We start from the raw sequence: 18,102 nt of genomic DNA on the forward strand, positions 1-18,102 counted from the left end.
TCTATTGCTGTGCTGTGCCCCAGCGAAAGCTTTGTATGTCGAATCCGGCCAGATCAAGGATCCGGTCCACCACTGTTGCGGCGGCTTCTTCGATGGTTTGAGGTTTGCTGTAAAAAGAAGGGGAGAGTGGGCAAATGATGGCGCCTGCCTGTGTTGCCGTTTCCATGTTTTTGATATGAACCAGGTTGTAGGGGGTTTCGCGTATACCCAGGATCAGCTTTTTGCGTTCTTTAAGCATTACGTCGGCGGCACGGGTTACCAGGTCGTCGCTGATGCCATTGGCTATCCTGCCAAGTGTACCCATGCTGCATGGCACTATGATCATGATATTATACCGCGCAGATCCTGAGGCAAACGGAGCCTTGAAATCGTGTTTGTCGTAATAGGGCAGGGGAATGTTTTTATAGGCATCATTGGCAAGTTCTGTTTCCCATACTTCGCGGGCGTTGGCGCTCATAACGATGCCCGCCTCCTGCCATTGGTCTTTCAGGTGCAGCAGCTTTTCCAGGAGCAACTTTGCATAAATAGCTCCACTCGCTCCCGTAATAGCTACTGCAACCTTATTCAACATAATAATTTCGTGCTTCTATTTGTAAAGGATCTCGTAGTATTCATGTGCCATGCGATTACTATCGAACTGGAAGCGTACGTCACGCATACCGTTCTGGATGATCTGGCGCCATGTTTCATAACGGTCGTAATACAGCGGTAATATTTCATTCTCCAGGATATCATAGATCTTGTTCAGATCGTATTCGTCCTGCTGCTGCACGCTCATATTCATATAGTCAGCTTTAGGAACAACGAAGCCATTATGACCGTGATCTATAAATTCAGGTATCCATCCGTCATCCGTTGAAAAATTCACCGCACCATTCATAGCAGCAGTCATACCGCTTGTTCCGGAGGCTTCACGGGGTACACGGGGATTGTTCAGCCATATATCCGCCGATTGTTTCAGGCGTTTGCTTAATCCCAGTTCGTAACCCACCAGCACTGCTACATTTTTGTAGTTTTTACTCAGGTGTACCAGGCTGTTGAATTGAGAGATCGCAGGATAGTCGGCAGGATAAGGTTTCCCGGCCCAGATGATCTGTACAGGATAACGTGTATTGCTGAGCAGTTTTTCAAAACGGGCCTTGTCCTGTGTCAGGAAATCGGCACGTTTGTAACCGGCAAAGCGACGCGACCATACTATGGTTAATACACCGGGGTCAAACAGTTTACCGGTTTGATCCGCGACTATTTCAAATGCTCTTTTCTTCAAATGTTTCTTACGGTCATCGAAGCCAGCCTCGTCCTGCGCTTCCATAAAACGATAGAGCTGTTTGTCCGACCAATAGCGCCAGTTCTGTGCATTGGTAATGGAGGCGATGGGAGCAAGCCCTTCATACTTACCCCACATTTCCCGCGATACATGACCATGCAATTGTGATACGCCATTTGCCTGGTGTGCCAGGCGCAGGGCGGCAAGTGAGTGGTTGAACTGATCGTCTTGTATGCCTGTTAATTTCCTGATCTCATCAATGCTGAGACCACAGAAATAGCTCATTTTATGGCAGAGGTAAATATCATGCTTTTCGTTGCCGGCTTCTTCAGGCGTGTGTGTAGTGAAAACAAGGTGTTGTTTCACCATGTCAACACTCTTGAATTTGTTGAGCAGGTAAAATGCCGCTGAAACACCATGGGCTTCGTTAAGATGATAGCGGTCTGGTGAAAAGCCCAGCTCGTCTACCAGTTTGGCGCCACCCACTCCAAGAAGAATGAACTGTGCAATTTTAGTAGCTACGTTGGCATCGTAAAGCCTGTGTGTAATAGTTTGCGATACATAATCATTTTCCGGTAAGTCGGTGCTTAACAGGAATAACGGAGCGCTGTTGAATGTTTCAGGCGCCAGGTAGTAAGCTTTTACCCATACCGGTGCATCATGTATAAGGATCTGGAATTTAATTCCTGTGTCTTCAAGGAAGCTGTATGCCTTCTCCATCCAGGTTACCTGCAGGGTTTGGTCCTGGTTGCGGGTTTGATCATAGTAGCCATACTTCCACAGAATACCTATGCCAATTAAATTCTGCCTTAACTCATAAGCACTCCGGAGATGCGAACCAGACAGGAAGCCGAGGCCGCCACTGTATATTTTTAATGGTTGATGTACTGCAAACTCCATTGAGAAATAAGCCACCTTCGTCTTGTATCTGTCGTCAATCTGGTAAGGAACCTGAAAATTTCTAAAATTCATTACTATGTCGTTTAATTGATGTGGCACAATATTGCGTAAGCCCTTCCTCCAAATTTCATTCCATCCATTACCGCTTCTTTTTCTTACGATAAGTATCGTTGAATAAACAGCGCATACCACGGTGATTGCCGCAACTGCCTTGTTCCCTGACAGTGATCGTAGTGTTATCGAAGCTGAAGTCTATTACACATGGATCTCCATTTTGGCGGAAGATAGCCTTTTTATCGCCCTGCAAATTTAACTCCCCTTTCAGTTCGCCCGTACATTGTCCTCCGTTTTTCTCGAAGTGAATAAAGAACAGGTAGTTAGATGTGTTTTTACCATCCCTGACCGATATGAAGTTTTTCTTATCAATGGTATAATCGCCACTCCACTTGTTCTTACGTGCGAACGTGTCGATTGGATTTAAGATCTCGTTTGCTTTTTTCTGGTCCTCGTTACTTTCGTTAATGACCTTCATAAATTCATTGGTAGCCTCATTCAATGCAAATCCGTTACGGGTATATTGCAACTGGCTGCCTTTCGCTAATACTTCACGGCTAATTATGAAAGTGGGCTCCTGGTTGATCATCATAGTGTGTGCATAGTTGTCGTTGTAGTTGGATTTCAACAACTCCATGCCACTCAGATACTGATTTTCTTTATTGAAGAAGAAAACACCCAGTGTCGTGCGTTTGTTCTGTGTAAAGTTTGTCAACAGGTAATTGCCGTTAGACTTTTCTATTCTGCCAACGGGACGGATGCGTATTTTATTCTTGTCTTTTATGGCGCCGGTATAACCCGCCAGTACACTGTCGGGAATGAATTGGGCCAATACTTTATAGCTGATTGCGGTAGTATCGCTTCGCTTTTGCACGTTGGTGTCGGCTATCTGGTAGGGAAGTTTAATTACCGGATAAGCCGCTACCAGGTCGCTTATTTTAACAGGCTTTTCGCCATCGAGAGGTTTGTTCTTCTGCTTACAGGCAAAAAACACAACAATAAAAGCAAGCATAACCTGGTATAATCTCTGCATCGGTTTCGTTTTTTTATGAATATGGGGGACGGTTGCACCTCAAATATGATGATTTTTTTTATAGCCGGATGCAATTTTTAATATAAGGTAATTCGTATTAATAACTTAGATTTGTCTAACTATGGGTAGCTTCTCCGGACATTCATCGGATCATTCTCTCAGCGATGTGCATGAAAGTGTTGATACAACTAAGCCCCGTAAAGGCTTGCGGCGCTTCCTGGCTTTTGCAGGGCCCGCCTATCTCGTTAGCGTTGGCTATATGGACCCCGGTAACTGGGCCACTGATTTACAGGGTGGCGCGCAGTTTGGTTATCAACTGATCTGGGTATTACTGATGAGTAATCTCATGGCGCTGTTATTACAGGGGCTTAGCGCCAGGCTGGGAATTGTAAGACGACGTGACCTGGCCCAGGCTAACAGGGAAACCTATCCGCCCCTGGTGAATTTTTGCCTTTATATACTTGCCGAGTTGGCTATTGCGGCCTGCGATCTTGCAGAGGTGCTGGGTATGGCAATAGGTATTCAGCTGCTTACCGGGTTGCCGGTATTATATGGTGTATTGTTTACAGTACTCGACACCTTTCTGCTGTTCTACCTGCAAAAGCTGGGTATCCGCAAAATGGAGGCATTTATCATTGCCCTGGTTGGTGTTATCGGGTTATCGTTTCTTGTTCAGCTTATTATCGCGAAGCCCCATATGGGCGACGTTGTAAAAGGGTTTGTACCTACTGCGCTCAACAACGAAGCATTGTACATTGCTGTTGGTATTATAGGGGCAACGGTAATGCCACACAATTTATACCTGCACTCCGCCCTGGTGCAAACTCGAAAGATAGGACGCGATAGTTTTGCCATTAAACAGGCACTGCGTTTTAATCTTGCCGATAGTGCTGTAGCCCTGAATGCAGCTTTCCTGGTGAATGCGGCTATTCTTATTCTGGCGGCATCTGTTTTTCATACCTCGGGAAATACTTCTGTCGCCAGCCTCGAAGATGCACACCGGTTGCTGGAACCCATGCTGGGAAGCACTTTGGCGCCGGCTTTGTTTGCCATCGCTTTAATTGCAGCAGGACAGAGCAGTACCGTTACCGGTACGCTGGCAGGACAAATAGTGATGGAAGGCTATCTTCAATTGCGGATCAACCCGCTCTTACGGCGTTTGCTTACCAGGCTTATTGCGATTGTGCCCGCGGTGCTGGTGATCCTTATTTATGGTGATCAGGAACTGGACGCCCTGCTGGTGCTGAGCCAGGTGATCCTTAGCCTGCAGCTTGGATTTGCCATTATACCATTGATCCATTTCGTTAGCGATAAAAAGACGATGGGTGAATTTGTCATCAGGTGGCACGTGAAGGTGGCGGCGTGGATAGTTACTGCTGTGCTCATCTTCCTGAATGTAAACATGGTGCTCGACCAGGCGAGAGAACTGTTTGCCAGCGAAGGACGGCTGGTGCAAAAGAGCTTGACAATTGCCGCCGGACTGGTTTTCTCCTGGCTATTTATAATGATGACATTTCTGCCATTTATCCAGAGAAGGCGTGCACGGCAAAGCGCTATGCATGGCGAAAGCAAGCCGCTGACAAACCTTGCTATCCCTGCTATCAGCAAAATAGCGATAGCGCTCGATTTTGGCGGGAACGATGAAAAGCTGATCGCACATGCTATTTCGCAGGGCGATAAAAGGGTAAGTTATTTACTGCTTCATATTGTGGAAACTGTTTCTGCCAGGTATCTGGGAGCGGCGGCTGATGATGAAGAGACCAGGAAAGACCAGCAGCGTTTACACTACTATGCCAGTCAGCTGCAGGCATTAGGATACGAAGTGGAAACCGCATTGGGCTACAAAGACCGCGTCAATGAAATTGTGCGTCTTGTAAAGACCTCGGACGCTGGTTTGCTTGTCATGGGCGCACACAGGCATACCGGGCTAAAGGATTTCCTTTATGGTGCTACGGTCGACCAGGTACGGCACAAACTTGTTATCCCCATTCTTATCGTTAATTAAAGCTTTACGTATATTACGTTCCTAACACGTGTTAGTGCTTTTCCGATCCTACAAAGCCCTACATTTGTACCCGTTTAAACCAAAATCAAATCTGAAATGGCTGAAAAAATCAAAGTAGCCAACCCCGTTGTGGAGCTGGATGGCGACGAGATGACGAGAATTATATGGAAATTCATTAAAGACAAGTTGATTCTTCCTTACCTGGACGTAGAGATCAAATATTACGATCTGGGAATGGAGTACCGCGATGAAACCAATGATCAGGTAACTATTGATGCAGCCAACGCTATTAAACAATATGGTGTAGGTATTAAATGCGCTACCATTACTCCTGATGAAGCAAGGGTAGAAGAGTTCAAGCTGAAGCAAATGTGGAAGAGCCCTAACGGCACTATCCGCAACATTCTCGATGGAACCGTATTCCGTGAGCCTATCGTTTGCAAAAACGTACCACGCCTGGTTCCTAACTGGACTGCTCCCATTTGTATTGGCCGCCATGCTTTTGGTGACCAATACCGTGCTACCGATTTCGTTACAAAAGGAAAAGGTAAACTAACCATCAAATTTGAAGGGGAGAACGGTGATGTGCAGGAGTTCGAAGTATACAATTTCAAAGGCGACGGTGTTGCCCTGGCAATGTACAATACGGATGAAAGTATTAAAGGCTTTGCACGTGCCTGCTTTAACCAGGCGCTGAGCAAAAAATGGCCTTTGTATCTGAGCACCAAGAATACCATCCTTAAAAAATATGATGGTCGCTTTAAAGATATTTTTGAAGAGATCTACCAGAACGAATTCAAAACAGCATTCACCGAAGCAGGTATCGTGTACGAACACCGCCTGATCGATGATATGGTGGCGAGCGCGTTGAAATGGAACGGTAACTTTGTATGGGCTTGTAAAAACTATGACGGCGACGTACAAAGTGATACGGTAGCGCAAGGTTTCGGTTCGCTGGGCCTTATGACTTCTACACTCGTTACGCCTGATGGTAAAGTAATGGAAGCTGAAGCGGCACACGGTACCGTTACACGTCACTACCGCGAGCATCAGAAAGGTAAACCTACTTCAACCAACCCTATCGCTTCTATCTTTGCATGGACAAGAGGGCTTGAATTCCGCGGTAAGCTCGATAACAACCAGGAGCTGATCGACTTTTGTCATGCGCTGGAAGCGGTTTGTATTGAAACGGTAGAAAGTGGTAAGATGACAAAAGACCTCGCTGTTTGCTTACATGGCAACAAAGTGGAGCATGGTAAAGATTACCTGTATACCGAAGAGTTCCTGGAAGCACTGGATCAAAACCTGAAGAAAAAATTAGGTAAATAGGAATAGATATGGAACGATGTTATGAGCGCATGTAATGTGAGATCGTAATTATTGAATATTTTGGAAAGGGCCGTCTCAAAACTGAGATGGCCCTTTTCTGTATAAAAAAATAGGGCATGTGATCACTTAAAGCAGCAAATATGATTTAAAGGAAAATTAAATTTACCGGGAAAACGTAGAGGAAGATGGAATATACAATAGAGGATGATGACGAACTGCAAACGTCTATATTACGCGAAGCTGCTGTGGCATATGGCAAAAGTTTTTTTACCGAGAAAGAATATTTATCCTTCGAAGAAAAACATCTTAATAAGTTTGAATACTACCAGGGGCAAATATTCGCAATGGCAGGCGCAGGAGCCCGTCATCATATTATTTTCAAAAATGTATTCGGAGAACTGGCGTATAAGTTAAAGAAAAAGAAGTGCCAGCCTTACGGCAGCGATCTTCGTATTCATATACCTGAAAACACTTTATTTACCTATCCCGATATTTCCATTATATGCGGTTCTATTTTGCCTTCAGTCTTCGATGCTGAAACGGGAACACATCCCACTGCCATTATTGAAATTCTTTCGAATGCTACCCGCGATTACGATAAGGGTATGAAGTTCCGCCTGTATCGCGATATTCCCGGATTTAAGGAATATGTTCTCATCGATTCCGAAACTGTTGCGGCAGAGGTGTGGCGGCCCGCCCCGGAAGGAGAAAGGTGGCTGTGTAAAAAGGTAAATAACCTTTCCGGCGCTCTTTTTATCAAAACTGTAGAACTTTCTTTGCGGATGGAAGAAATATATGAAGGAACTTTACTGCATGACTAAATATGACGTGTTGATTATAGGAGGAGGGCCCATTGGCCTGGCTTGCGGTATTGCAGCCCGGAAGGCGGGATTGAATTATGTGATCATTGAGAAAGGGCCTCTTGCCAGCAGCTTGTTTAATTATCCTTTATTTATGACCTTCTTTTCTACATCGGACAGGCTGGAAATAGGAGGAGTGCCTTTCATGAGTTTGAATCCCAAGCCCAACAGGCAGGAGGCATTGGAGTATTACAGGCGTGTACAGCAGAAATTTGAGCTGAATACCCGCTTTTTTGAAGAGGTGACAGGTATACAGCAGCACGAACCGCATTTATTTACAGTAACCACTTCTAAAGAAGTGTATACTGCCGGCAATGTAATTATTGCAACCGGTTTTTACGGTATTCCTATCTACATGAATGTTCCGGGAGAAGAGCTGCCGAAGGTGACGCATTATTATAAGGAACCGCAATACTATGCCTTTCAGAAAGTGCTGGTAGTGGGCGCCAATAATTCGGCAGTAGATGCTGCGCTGGAAACCTATCGTAAAGGGGCCGACGTTACGATGGTGATAAGACAGGACAAGATAGGGGAGCGGGTGAAATACTGGGTAAAACCGGATATAGAAAACAGGATCGAAGAGGGGAGTATCAAGGCGTATTTTAACGCTTCCGTTCACGCCATCCGCGAAAAAGAGGTCGATATTCAAACGCCTGATGGAATAGTTACTATACCCAATGATTTTGTGTTGGCCATGACAGGCTATCGCCCCGATTTCTCTTTATTGCAACAGGCCGGCATAGCGTTGTCTGATGACGAAGTGCGCTGCCCGGTGTATAATCCCGGTACAATGGAAACCAACCAGCCCGGCGTTTACCTGGCCGGAGTGGTGTGCGGTGGTATGAATACTCACAAATGGTTTATTGAAAATTCAAGGGAACATGCTGATAAGATCATTGCGCATATAAAACAGGGCTGACCATTATTACATCGTCAGCCCTGTTTTATATAAGTTGATTATGATTACCTGCTTAAAGGCTCTTCTATTACCTGGCCTACACAGCCGCTCGGCATCTGGATGCGCAGTAATGCTGCGATAGTGGCGCTTATATCAGTCATATAGGTTTCCCTGGTTGTTCTGCCGTGTTTGATACCCCAGCCATAAAACAACAATGGAATATGAGAGTCGTAAGGATTCCAGAGACCGTGTGTGGTGCCTGTAGAACCCGATTCCATATAACCTGGTTTCAATACATACTGGATATCGCCACAGCGTGTTGGATAATAACCGTTGGTGATCCTTTCTTTTAATACAGGTGTAAGAGTCGTTTGCGCCAGTTTGCTTAATTCAAATGCATTGGCTACGCCCTCTTGTTTCAGGAGATAGCTGAGGATCCACTCTGTAACAGCTTCCTTGTCGAGGTCGGAGCTGTCGAACAACCCCTGGTTGAGTACCAGTTGAAAGTTGTACGTGCCTTTAACCACGTTGTCCTTTCCAAACCTTTCTTTTAAACCGCTGTTCAGGTCTTTTATCAATGTTTGCCCGAATGTGCCGCCGGGAAGATTGTTTTCCTTGGAAAAGCCAGGAACATGCGCTACGCCATGGTCGGCTGTCAGGAATACCGTGTATTGGTTTTTGCCAACTTGTGCATCGAGGAATTCGAAGAGTTTACCCAGGGTTTCGTCGAGTTTCACATAGTTGTCGAGTTGCTCCCATGAATTAGGGCCAAAAGCATGGCCAATGTAATCAGGAGAAGAAAAGCTTACGGCCAGGAAGTCGGTTACTTTGCCCTTGCCCAGTTTCTCTTTTAACACAGCTTCTTTCGCCATTTCGGCAGTAAGTGTGTTGCCTTGTGGGGTGGAGGAAATTTTGCTGTAGTCCGAGCCGGCAAATTTAGACAGGTCGTAAGGAAAGCCTGTGGCGTCGGCACCAAAAGGTTTCCCTTCGTATTTTTTGATGTCGTCTGTGCAGTATTCCGAATAGGTTTCCTTGTCTAAAGACAAGGTCCAGTTCAGTTTATAAAGTGAGTCCACTACCTTCCTGTCGTTGAACAACTGTACCCATTCAGGTAACTCGTTGGTATAATAAGTGCTGGTAACGAAGTTGCCCGATTTGCCATCGTACCAGTAAGCGGCATTGGCAGAATGGCCTGCCGGTAAAATAGAACCACGGTCTTTCAACGCTACACCTATTACTTTGCTTTCGAAATTGGTCGACAGGCGTAATTCATCGGTAACAGTAGTAGGAAGCAGGTTGCGGGGACTCATTTTGCCTGCATCGCCGCTGGCGCCTACTGTAGTAACGGTATTGTCTTCTGTACAATAAACAACTTTGTTCTGCAGTTTATCGTACCAGTTATTACCGGTAATGCCGTCTACTGCGGGTACGCTGCCGGTATAAACGCTGGCATGCCCTGCAGCGGTATAGGTTGGAGTATAGGGAATAAAAGTGTTTTCGCAGCTGAAACCTTCATTTAAAAGGCGTTTGAAGCCGCCGTTGGCCTTGAACAAGCCGTTAAAACGATAGAGGTAATCCCAACGCATCTGGTCGATTACAATGCCTACTACCAGTTTTGGACGCGCAACTGTGGATACAGTTTTGGGGGCAACAGCCGTTTTGGTGGTCCGCTGGCCGAAAATGGAGCTGCCGGTTACCAAAAATGCTGTTAAAATAAGTACACCTTTTTTCATCAGAAACTTGTTGTTTTAAGTGACAAATGTAGTATTTCGATACATGTTAAGGTCGTTAACAAAAGGTGAAGGCTCAACTAAGGGGGTGAAAAGGGCTTTGCGCCTTACCGCTGATTGGTTATTTTTGCGGCAATTTAGTCAGCATACCTCTAATCGTAAATTAAAACATACGTAATGGCAGATATATTTGAGCGGCTCATTAAAAACTACGGGCCTATTGGTCAGCACCGTGAACGGGCGCATGGCTATTTTGCGTTTCCTAAGCTGGAAGGTGAAATCGGAAGCCGGATGAAATTCAGGGGGAAAGAAATGATTGTATGGAGTTTGAACAACTACCTCGGACTGGCTAACCACCCCGAAATCAGGAAAGTAGACGCCGAAGCTGCTGCTCAATATGGTCTGGCCCTGCCTATGGGAGCCCGTATGATGAGTGGTAACAGTAATTACCACGAGCAACTCGAAAAAGAGCTGGCTGAATTCGAACACAAAGAAGACGCCATTCTCATGAACTTTGGCTACCAGGGTATCATGAGTGCTATAGATGCTATCTGCGGACGTCACGATGTTATCGTATACGACGCCGAAAGCCACGCTTGTATCATCGATGGTCTTCGTCTTCACCCCGGCCATCGTTATGTGTTCAAACATAACGACCTTGCCGATCTGGAAAAGCAACTGGACCGCGCCACCACGCTGATTGAAAAGCAGGGTAGCGGTGGTATTCTCGTGATCACGGAAGGTGTATTCGGGATGGCTGGCGACCAGGGGATCCTGAAAGAGATCTGTGCATTGAAAGATACCTATGAGTTCAGGCTGATGGCAGATGATGCCCATGGTTTTGGTACACTGGGTGCAACTGGCGCCGGCGCCGGTGAAGCGCAGGGTTGCCAGGACGGTATCGACCTTTACTTTTCTACATTCGCTAAATCAATGGCTTCTATTGGTGCGTTTATGGCTGGTCCGCGCGTGATCATCGACTATATCCGTTACAATATCCGCTCCCAGATCTTTGCGAAAAGTCTTCCTATGCCTATCGTATTGGGTAACCTGAAACGCCTGGAAATGCTGCGTACCATGCCCGAAATGCGTCAAAAGCTTTGGGATAATGCGCTGAAACTTCAGAATGGCTTAAAAGAACGTGGCTTCGATATTGGCAACACCAATACCATGGTTACGCCTGTTTATATGAAAGGTGGCGTGGAAGAAGCAACTGCAATGGTGATGGATCTTCGTGAGAACTACGGTATCTTCTGCTCTATTGTAGTATATCCCGTCATTCCTAAAGGCCATATTATTTATCGCCTCATCCCAACCGCATCTCATACCGATGCGGATATCGAACTCACGCTGAAAGCTTTCAGTGAAACGAAAGCCAGGCTGGATGCAGGCGCTTACAAAGTAGCTGCTATTCCCGATATGGCGGAAGAAAGAGTATAACAATACTGAAAGAATAGAAAGAGAGAGGGTGTGTCATAAGTCCGATACACCCTCTTTTTATGCGTATCCCTGATGGAGCCGGGTACCCATTTAAGCGATTCTCAGTGGCTATTTTTATTTATGAGCCAACCTCTTTTTTTTCATCGGATCTCTGACGGGAGAAGGATACCCGTTTAAGCGATTCCCAGCGGCTGATTGTATTTATGAGCCGTCTTCCTTTTCATTGGATCTCTGCCGGAAATTGTATGCCCGTTTAAGCTTGTTGCTATTGGCATCCGGGATTATCTTTTGATAAGTCTGTTTTTCAGGTAATACACAATGGTGCCGGCAATAGTGACACCTGCGCCTGCCAGCATCATAGGTGCGCCTGTTGAAATAAAGATGCAGATCCAGATGGCAATTGCCAGCAGCACCGGCAATGGATAGAAAGGCATACGCCAGGAGAAGAAACGTTTTCCTTTTCGTTTATGCAGCAGTAATAAACCAACCGCCTGCGCTATGAACTGGATCAATATTCTCATGGCGAGGATAGCGCTGATGACTTCCTGGATCTTGAAGAGCAGGCTGAAAATAAAAGCGACTGCGCCAAGAAACAGCAAGGAAATATGCGGAAAATGTTTCGTAGGGTGCACGCGTGCAAAGATGGAAAAGAAGGCGCCGTCTTTGGCGGCAGCATAAGGTATGCGGCTGTAACCCAGTGTTGCAGAGAATACAGAGGCGAAGGCTACCCAGAGAATAAGCACTGTTGCTATTGTTGCCGCAACGGGCCCTGCTAATGCCTGGATGAATTCACTGACAACGAACTCACTTTTCTCTATCTGTTCCAGCGGAAGCACCGAGGCAACGCTGATATTCATACACAGATATAAGATGGCTATACCTATGATGGAAATGAACATGCTGCGGGGAATATTTTTCTCAGGCTGTTTTATTTCGGCCCCCAGGTGACAAACGTTATAGTAGCCAAGATAGCTGTATACTGTTTTAACGCTGGCAAAACCCAGCGCAGCGGCAAAAGCGTAGTTCAGTTCCAGGCCTTCATTCATGCGTTTTACAGGCTCGAGGAAATTGCCATGGGTGATGCCTCCGCTGATGATCCAAACCATGGTGATCAATACGCCCACCCATAATAAGACACTTATCTTTCCTATCGTTTCTATTTTCCGGTACAACAGGAAAACGATTAATACGACCACTGATCCGCTGACCAATTTGCTGCCTGCGAAGCCTAATGGAATAAGATAACCGGTATATTGGGCAAAGCCAATGGCTGCTGAGGCTATCACCAGTGGCGCCTGTATCATGGTTTGCCACACGAAAAGGAAGCTCATGAGTTTCCCGGTTCGCGGGCCAAAGCCTTCTTTGAGAAAGTTATAACTGCCGCCGGCCTGCGGAAAGCTGGCGCCCAGTTCGCTCCAGATCATGGCATCGGTAAGGGATAGAACAGCGCCTGCTATCCATGCATATAAGAACCACGGTCCATGCATGGTTTTCGCGACAACACTTAACACTACAAAAGGGCCGATGCCCACCATATCCGTCATATTGATCGCCGTCGCCTGCAATAAACTAATGCGGCGTGAAAGTTGTGGTTGCTCCATGTATATAGTAAAAGTAAAAAAATTACTTTTGAATATGATGAAACCTTTCGAAACGGTAGCTTGGAGCAGCGGCGCAAACATCTACGAAGTAAACATCAGACAGTATACAAGTGAAGGTACTTTTAATGCTTTTGCTACCCATTTACCCAGGCTCCGGGATATGGGTGTCGATATTCTATGGCTCATGCCTGTTACACCTATCAGCCGGGAAGGCAGGCTGGGCAAACTTGGCAGCTACTATGCCTGTAGCAGTTACGTGGAAATTAATCCTGAATTTGGTACGCTATCCGATTTTAAAGCGCTTATAAAGCAGGCACATGAGCTGGGCTTTAAGCTTATTATAGACTGGGTGGCCAATCATACCGGCTTCGATCATGAATGGACCCGCGTTAACCGCGACTGGTATGTGCTTGATGCCAATGGTCATTTTACGGAGAAATATGGCTGGAAAGATGTCATTGACCTCGATTATAGCAATAACAACATGCGCGAGGCCATGATCAATGCCATGCAATACTGGATCAATGAATGCGATATCGATGGGTTTCGCTGCGATATGGCCCACCTGGTTCCGCTGGACTTTTGGCATGAAGCAAGATTACGGTGTGAGCAGCATAAACATTTATTCTGGCTCGCTGAATGTGAAGTGCCCGATTATCACCAGGTTTTTGATGTTAGCTATGCATGGCAATGGATGCATATCACAGAACGGTATATGAATAAGCAGGCGGCGCTGGTTGATATCTTGCATGTATTGGATCAATATAGTCATTATTTGCCCGGTGCCAGAAAATTGTTCTTTACAGCCAACCATGATGAGAACAGCTGGAACGGTACCGAATACGAAAAATATGGTGCTGCTGCCAGGGCTTTTGCTGTATTTACCTGTACCTGGCCTGGTTTGCCGCTTATTTACAGCGGACAGGAAATGCCCAATAAAAAAAGACTCCTGTTTTTTGAAAAGGATGAAATAGAATGGGTACAACAGCCACTATTACATAGTTTTTACCAGTCGTTGCTGCTGGCACGCAGGAATAACAAAGCGCTGCACAGCGGTAGTAAATTCATAAAACTTGAAACTGGAGCGGATGAAGAGGTCCTGGCCTTTCTCCAGGTGCGGGACGAACATAAAGTGCTCACGCTAATAAACCTGTCGTCTATCAGCAGAATTAAATGTACCATTGAAAATGAAGCGCTCACCGGTAACTATGTCAATATCTTTTCCGGTATAACGCATGATATCAGGAATACGGCTTCGTTTGAATTGCAGGGGTGGGAGTATGTAGTACTGGAAAGCAGGAAGTAGCATTTTCTCAACCGGCAGCGTTTTTTCTAAACCGGCAACGTTTTGCTCAACCGGCAGCGTTTTGCTCAACCGGCAACGTTTTGCTCAACCGGCAGCGTTTTACTAAACCGGCAACGTTTTTCTCAACCGGCAGCGTTTTACTAAACCGGCAACGTTTTACTAAAACCAACGATGCTTTTGCTAAAAAAAAGCGCGGTTTGGGCAAGTATGCTTTAAAGCATCCTTAAAGCTTCTTTAAAGCTTCTCAGGAGCTTCTTTAAAAATGATCGTTTTTTTAGCAATTCAGCAAATACAAAACAGGCCGGCGTTGTGCGCCGGCCTGTTTTGTATAATTATAGAGACTTACTCTTTTATTTTCCCTGTTCTCCGCTGCTGCTCAGGTTTAAAGGATAGCCGTATGTGCCTTCATAACCAGGGTAGATTCCTTCTACCTGAACCTGGCCACCGGCAGTTTTTAACGCTTCCGTTAACTCCTCGAGCGATTTGATATCCTGGCCGTTAACACGGGTGATAACAAAACCTTCCTGCATACGGGTGCTCTTGAGCGGGTTGCCTGTGATCTTCTTCACAATAACACCGCCGGGAATGCCATTCTTCTGCGCTACTGCTTTGTCGATTGTAGCCAGATCGCCACCCAGCCGGCTGCCTATGTTGGCAGGTTCATTTTTCACCAGGTCGTATGTGCCAACCCTGTTTTTAAGCGTGATATTTACTGTAGCCTCTTTGCCATTACGCAGGTAAGTCACTGCTACTTTATCACCTGGTTTGTAACGCGCAACCTGTTCCTGTAACTGGGCGCCTGACTGTATAGCAGTACCGTTGATCTTTGTGATGAAATCACCTTTTTGCAAGCCGGCTGCTTTTGCTGCTCCACCGGCAGGTACGTCTGTTACATATACACCTTCACCGTCTTTAATGCCAAGCTCTTTTCTTTGTTCATCGCTCATGTTATCGCCACCATACTCGATGCCTATATACCCTCTTTGAACTGCGCCGTATTTGATGATGTCGTTTACAATTTTCTTTACGATGTTAACAGGGATGGCATAGGAGTAACCTGCGTAAGAACCTGTTGGAGACGCTATCGCAGAGTTGATACCAATAAGTTCACCATTGGTGTTGATGAGTGCACCACCGCTGTTACCGGGGTTCACTGCCGCATCGGTTTGTATAAATGATTCTACTGCCGACCTGTCTTTGTTTACGCCAATAGCTCTTGCCTTAGCACTGATGATACCGGCTGTAATGGTTACGTCGAGGTTCAAAGGATAACCTACTGCCAGCACCCATTGGCCTAATTTGGTATCATCGCTGTTGCCATATACCATGTAAGGAAAACGGCTGCCTTCTATTTTTATTACAGCAAGGTCACTGCTGGGGTCACGGCCTATAACAGTGGCTTTGTAGTTCTTTTTATTAGACAGGGTAACGTTCAATTCATCTGCACCTTCCACTACGTGGTTGTTGGTAACAATGTACCCGTCTTCGCTGATCAGCACACCGCTGCCGCTTGCTCTTTGCTCAGGTTGCATTTGAACGCGGGGACCACCAAAGAAATCGGAAAAAGGATCCTCATCGCCAAAGAAATCGGAGAAAGGACTTCTGCGGTTAGGAAGATTATTGGTTACTTGTTTTGCCTTTGTACGTGTTTTAATGTGAACCACTGCCGGAGTGGCTGAGTTGGATGCGGCTGTGAAATCAACAGGGCCTGCCGGGGCGTCTTTATCAAAGAAGCCAGCATAGTTAACGGGTAGTTTTCCGGGTTCCTGGCTGCCGGCGTATTGTTTCTGCATCCACTTTCCATAACCCCAAACACTCAAAATCGCCGTCGTTGCACTAATTGCTATTACCAGCAAAATGCTTTTTAGTTTCATGTATCATTCAAATTTTAAGTGAATCAATCATAATCTGTTTGTTCAAATTACATGCCTTTTCGATAGCAAATAAACGAACTTGTTTAATCCTTGGTTTAAAGTACATTCCTTTTAACAAACAATTGACGAAGCGTGTCGTACTTGATGGTCAAGTTACTAAAATTCAGTTAATTAACTGCAATTATTGCAGTTTCAGGTCTGACAAAAACTGCATGGTATCTACGCCGTCTGCATAATCTGACAGTTCGGGATACTGGGCTTTGCCAAAGGGAATATCTCCAACGCCAACCACACACTGGATCTGTTCGTCTTTCGCCAGTTCTGTAGCGAGGGTTTCTTTGGGCTGGTTATAGTACTGGTAATGCACCTGGCTTACCGGTGAAAATGGCGACACGTTTTCGGCCAGCACCACGCTGCCGTTATTCATATAGAACTTACTGTTCATAATGAGTAAAGCAAGATGATAGTCGAAGTTGTGTTTGTATTTATGGTTATCGGCCAGGTGGTCATATTTCTTCAGGGCTTCGAGCAGGGGGATGAAGTCGTAGCCTTCCGGAACATATAGCTGTGTTACGTTACGGCATCCCAGTCCGAAATACAGCTGGATGTCGTCGGCAAGGGCGCTGAGCATGTCGGGCGTTTCCTTTCCATCGAGGATGGCCACCGAACTTCTGTTCTTGCGGATGATATGGGGGTATTTGCCGAAATAGAAGTCGAAATACCTGCCGGAGTTATTGCTGCCGGTGGCGATGTAGGCATCGCAGCCTTTCAGTACTTCGGCAAATTGAATAAGGTCGCGGGTGCGCTCATCCCACTCGTATAGCTGTTCCACTATTGTTTTCAGCAGCACTTCGTCTTTAGACGACAATTTGATCACAATTTTATGACCTGTTATAAATACGCAGAGGAAGTCGTGGAAGCCTACGAGGGGTAAATTGCCGGCCATTACCACGCCTACCTTGGCTGGAGCGGTATTGCTGTCGGGCAGGTGATAACGTTTTACCCACGCTTCGAGCAGGGGGCGTTGAAGAAAGCGGCTGACAATGTTGTCTACAGCCAGGTTGGTAAACCCGGGACTGAACCAGGGGTTTAGTCTGCCTGCCTTTTCTTTGGCAGCCTGCCACTGTTCGGGGTTCTGTTGCATCCAGTTTCCCAAACGTTCCAATAAGTCGATTCTGGTTACGAGGTTCATATCTGTTTCTTTCATAACGTGTACAGGCAATTCGCTTGCTGTTTTATGCGCTAATTAGGCTATTTCGTCGTATTTTCGCGAACGCAAAAATATCCTTATTCATTTAACAAATACGCATATATGTCCATTAAGATAACGGAAGAGTGTATCAACTGCGGAGCCTGTGAACCGGAATGCCCTAACAACGCGATCTATGAGGGCGGCGTGGAGTGGGCTATCGCTGACGGTACCTCTGTGAAAGGGAGCTTTGTAACAATGGAGGGCAATGTAATAAACGCCGACGAAAAATTCGCCCCTGTAAGTGTGGATACCTATTTTATCGTGCCTAATAAATGCACTGAGTGCCAGGGCTTTCACGAGGAACCACAATGTGCGGCAGTTTGCCCGGTCGACTGCTGTGTTCCCGACGAAATGTACGAGGAAACTGTTGACGAGCTGATGGCCAAAAAAGACAAACTTCACCTATAAAATTATATTTGGAATCCCGTGTTTTTATAGGTAAATTAGCTTTATCAATGATTGTTGCTTTATGGCGACAAATTTAACGGCGGGTGATATTTCCCGTTTCTAAAAGGTGGAGGAACGCTCAGGTCCTTCACCTTTTATTTTTTAA

14 protein-coding genes are annotated in these 18,102 nt (G+C 45.9%); 7 read left to right on the forward strand and 7 right to left on the reverse strand.

The features are described 5' to 3' along the window. Window position 1: 1 nt before the first annotated feature. The 3 genes from ESB13_RS00455 to ESB13_RS00465 all read right to left on the reverse strand — a co-directional run bounded on the left by ESB13_RS00455 (window position 2) and on the right by ESB13_RS00465 (window position 3,254). Window positions 2-571 carry a UbiX family flavin prenyltransferase gene (locus ESB13_RS00455; protein ID WP_181955282.1) on the reverse strand — a complete coding sequence of 190 codons (570 nt, stop codon included), beginning with the start codon at window positions 569-571 and terminating at the stop codon, window positions 2-4. A gap of 15 nt (window positions 572-586) precedes the next feature. Beyond that, window positions 587-2,239, reverse strand: a complete 1,653-nt coding sequence (gene glgP, locus ESB13_RS00460) for an alpha-glucan family phosphorylase (protein WP_129001085.1) — start codon at window positions 2,237-2,239, stop codon at window positions 587-589. Window positions 2,240-2,306: 67 nt separating this feature from the next. Then, on the reverse strand, window positions 2,307-3,254 hold the full coding sequence (locus ESB13_RS00465) for a hypothetical protein (RefSeq protein ID WP_129001086.1): 948 nt from the start codon (window positions 3,252-3,254) through the stop codon (window positions 2,307-2,309). A gap of 121 nt (window positions 3,255-3,375) precedes the next feature. On the opposite strand from ESB13_RS00465, the gene ESB13_RS00470 reads away from it, so the two are divergent. From ESB13_RS00470 to ESB13_RS00485, 4 genes are all read left to right on the forward strand, one after another. Beyond that, entirely contained in the window at window positions 3,376-5,259 is a 1,884-nt protein-coding gene (locus ESB13_RS00470; RefSeq protein ID WP_129001087.1) for an Nramp family divalent metal transporter, read from the forward strand. Between the two features lie 96 nt (window positions 5,260-5,355). After that, window positions 5,356-6,588: an NADP-dependent isocitrate dehydrogenase gene (locus ESB13_RS00475; RefSeq protein WP_129001088.1), complete on the forward strand. Its 1,233-nt coding sequence runs from the start codon at window positions 5,356-5,358 to the stop codon at window positions 6,586-6,588. A gap of 185 nt (window positions 6,589-6,773) precedes the next feature. Next, window positions 6,774-7,409 (forward strand): Uma2 family endonuclease, encoded by a 636-nt coding sequence (locus ESB13_RS00480; RefSeq protein WP_129001089.1) that lies wholly within the window; start codon window positions 6,774-6,776, stop codon window positions 7,407-7,409. Further along, the gene (locus ESB13_RS00485; RefSeq protein WP_129001090.1) at window positions 7,402-8,367 is read left to right on the forward strand and encodes a YpdA family putative bacillithiol disulfide reductase; all 966 of its coding nucleotides are present in this window, start codon (window positions 7,402-7,404) and stop codon (window positions 8,365-8,367) included. Before ESB13_RS00480 ends, ESB13_RS00485 begins: the two co-directional genes overlap by 8 nt. A 44-nt stretch (window positions 8,368-8,411) precedes the next feature. On the opposite strand, the gene pafA is transcribed toward ESB13_RS00485, so the two are convergent. Beyond that, window positions 8,412-10,079 carry an alkaline phosphatase PafA gene (gene pafA, locus ESB13_RS00490; protein WP_129001091.1) on the reverse strand — a complete coding sequence of 556 codons (1,668 nt, stop codon included), beginning with the start codon at window positions 10,077-10,079 and terminating at the stop codon, window positions 8,412-8,414. A 174-nt stretch (window positions 10,080-10,253) separates the two neighbouring features. Here pafA and ESB13_RS00495 point away from each other — a divergent pair, with 174 nt between their 5' ends. Then, window positions 10,254-11,516: an aminotransferase class I/II-fold pyridoxal phosphate-dependent enzyme gene (locus ESB13_RS00495; RefSeq protein ID WP_129001092.1), complete on the forward strand. Its 1,263-nt coding sequence runs from the start codon at window positions 10,254-10,256 to the stop codon at window positions 11,514-11,516. Between the two features lie 281 nt (window positions 11,517-11,797). Here ESB13_RS00495 and ESB13_RS00500 read toward each other — a convergent pair whose 3' ends face one another. Beyond that, a complete protein-coding gene (locus ESB13_RS00500; RefSeq protein ID WP_129001093.1) occupies window positions 11,798-13,117 on the reverse strand; it encodes an APC family permease in 1,320 nt (439 codons plus the stop codon). A gap of 34 nt (window positions 13,118-13,151) precedes the next feature. Here ESB13_RS00500 and ESB13_RS00505 point away from each other — a divergent pair, with 34 nt between their 5' ends. Next, window positions 13,152-14,423 carry an alpha-amylase family glycosyl hydrolase gene (locus ESB13_RS00505; RefSeq protein WP_129001094.1) on the forward strand — a complete coding sequence of 424 codons (1,272 nt, stop codon included), beginning with the start codon at window positions 13,152-13,154 and terminating at the stop codon, window positions 14,421-14,423. Window positions 14,424-14,773: 350 nt separating this feature from the next. Here ESB13_RS00505 and ESB13_RS00510 read toward each other — a convergent pair whose 3' ends face one another. Both ESB13_RS00510 and ESB13_RS00515 read right to left on the reverse strand, forming a co-directional pair. Then, window positions 14,774-16,297 carry a Do family serine endopeptidase gene (locus ESB13_RS00510; protein WP_129001095.1) on the reverse strand — a complete coding sequence of 508 codons (1,524 nt, stop codon included), beginning with the start codon at window positions 16,295-16,297 and terminating at the stop codon, window positions 14,774-14,776. Between the two features lie 181 nt (window positions 16,298-16,478). Next, window positions 16,479-17,504, reverse strand: a complete 1,026-nt coding sequence (locus tag ESB13_RS00515; protein ID WP_246022373.1) for an acyl-CoA reductase — start codon at window positions 17,502-17,504, stop codon at window positions 16,479-16,481. Between the two features lie 105 nt (window positions 17,505-17,609). Here ESB13_RS00515 and ESB13_RS00520 point away from each other — a divergent pair, with 105 nt between their 5' ends. Then, on the forward strand, window positions 17,610-17,957 hold the full coding sequence (locus tag ESB13_RS00520) for a 4Fe-4S dicluster domain-containing protein (RefSeq protein ID WP_129001096.1): 348 nt from the start codon (window positions 17,610-17,612) through the stop codon (window positions 17,955-17,957). The last annotated feature ends 145 nt before the right edge of the window (window positions 17,958-18,102 follow it).

This window comes from Filimonas effusa (assembly GCF_004118675.1).
In the GTDB taxonomy this organism is placed as follows: domain Bacteria; phylum Bacteroidota; class Bacteroidia; order Chitinophagales; family Chitinophagaceae; genus Filimonas; species Filimonas effusa.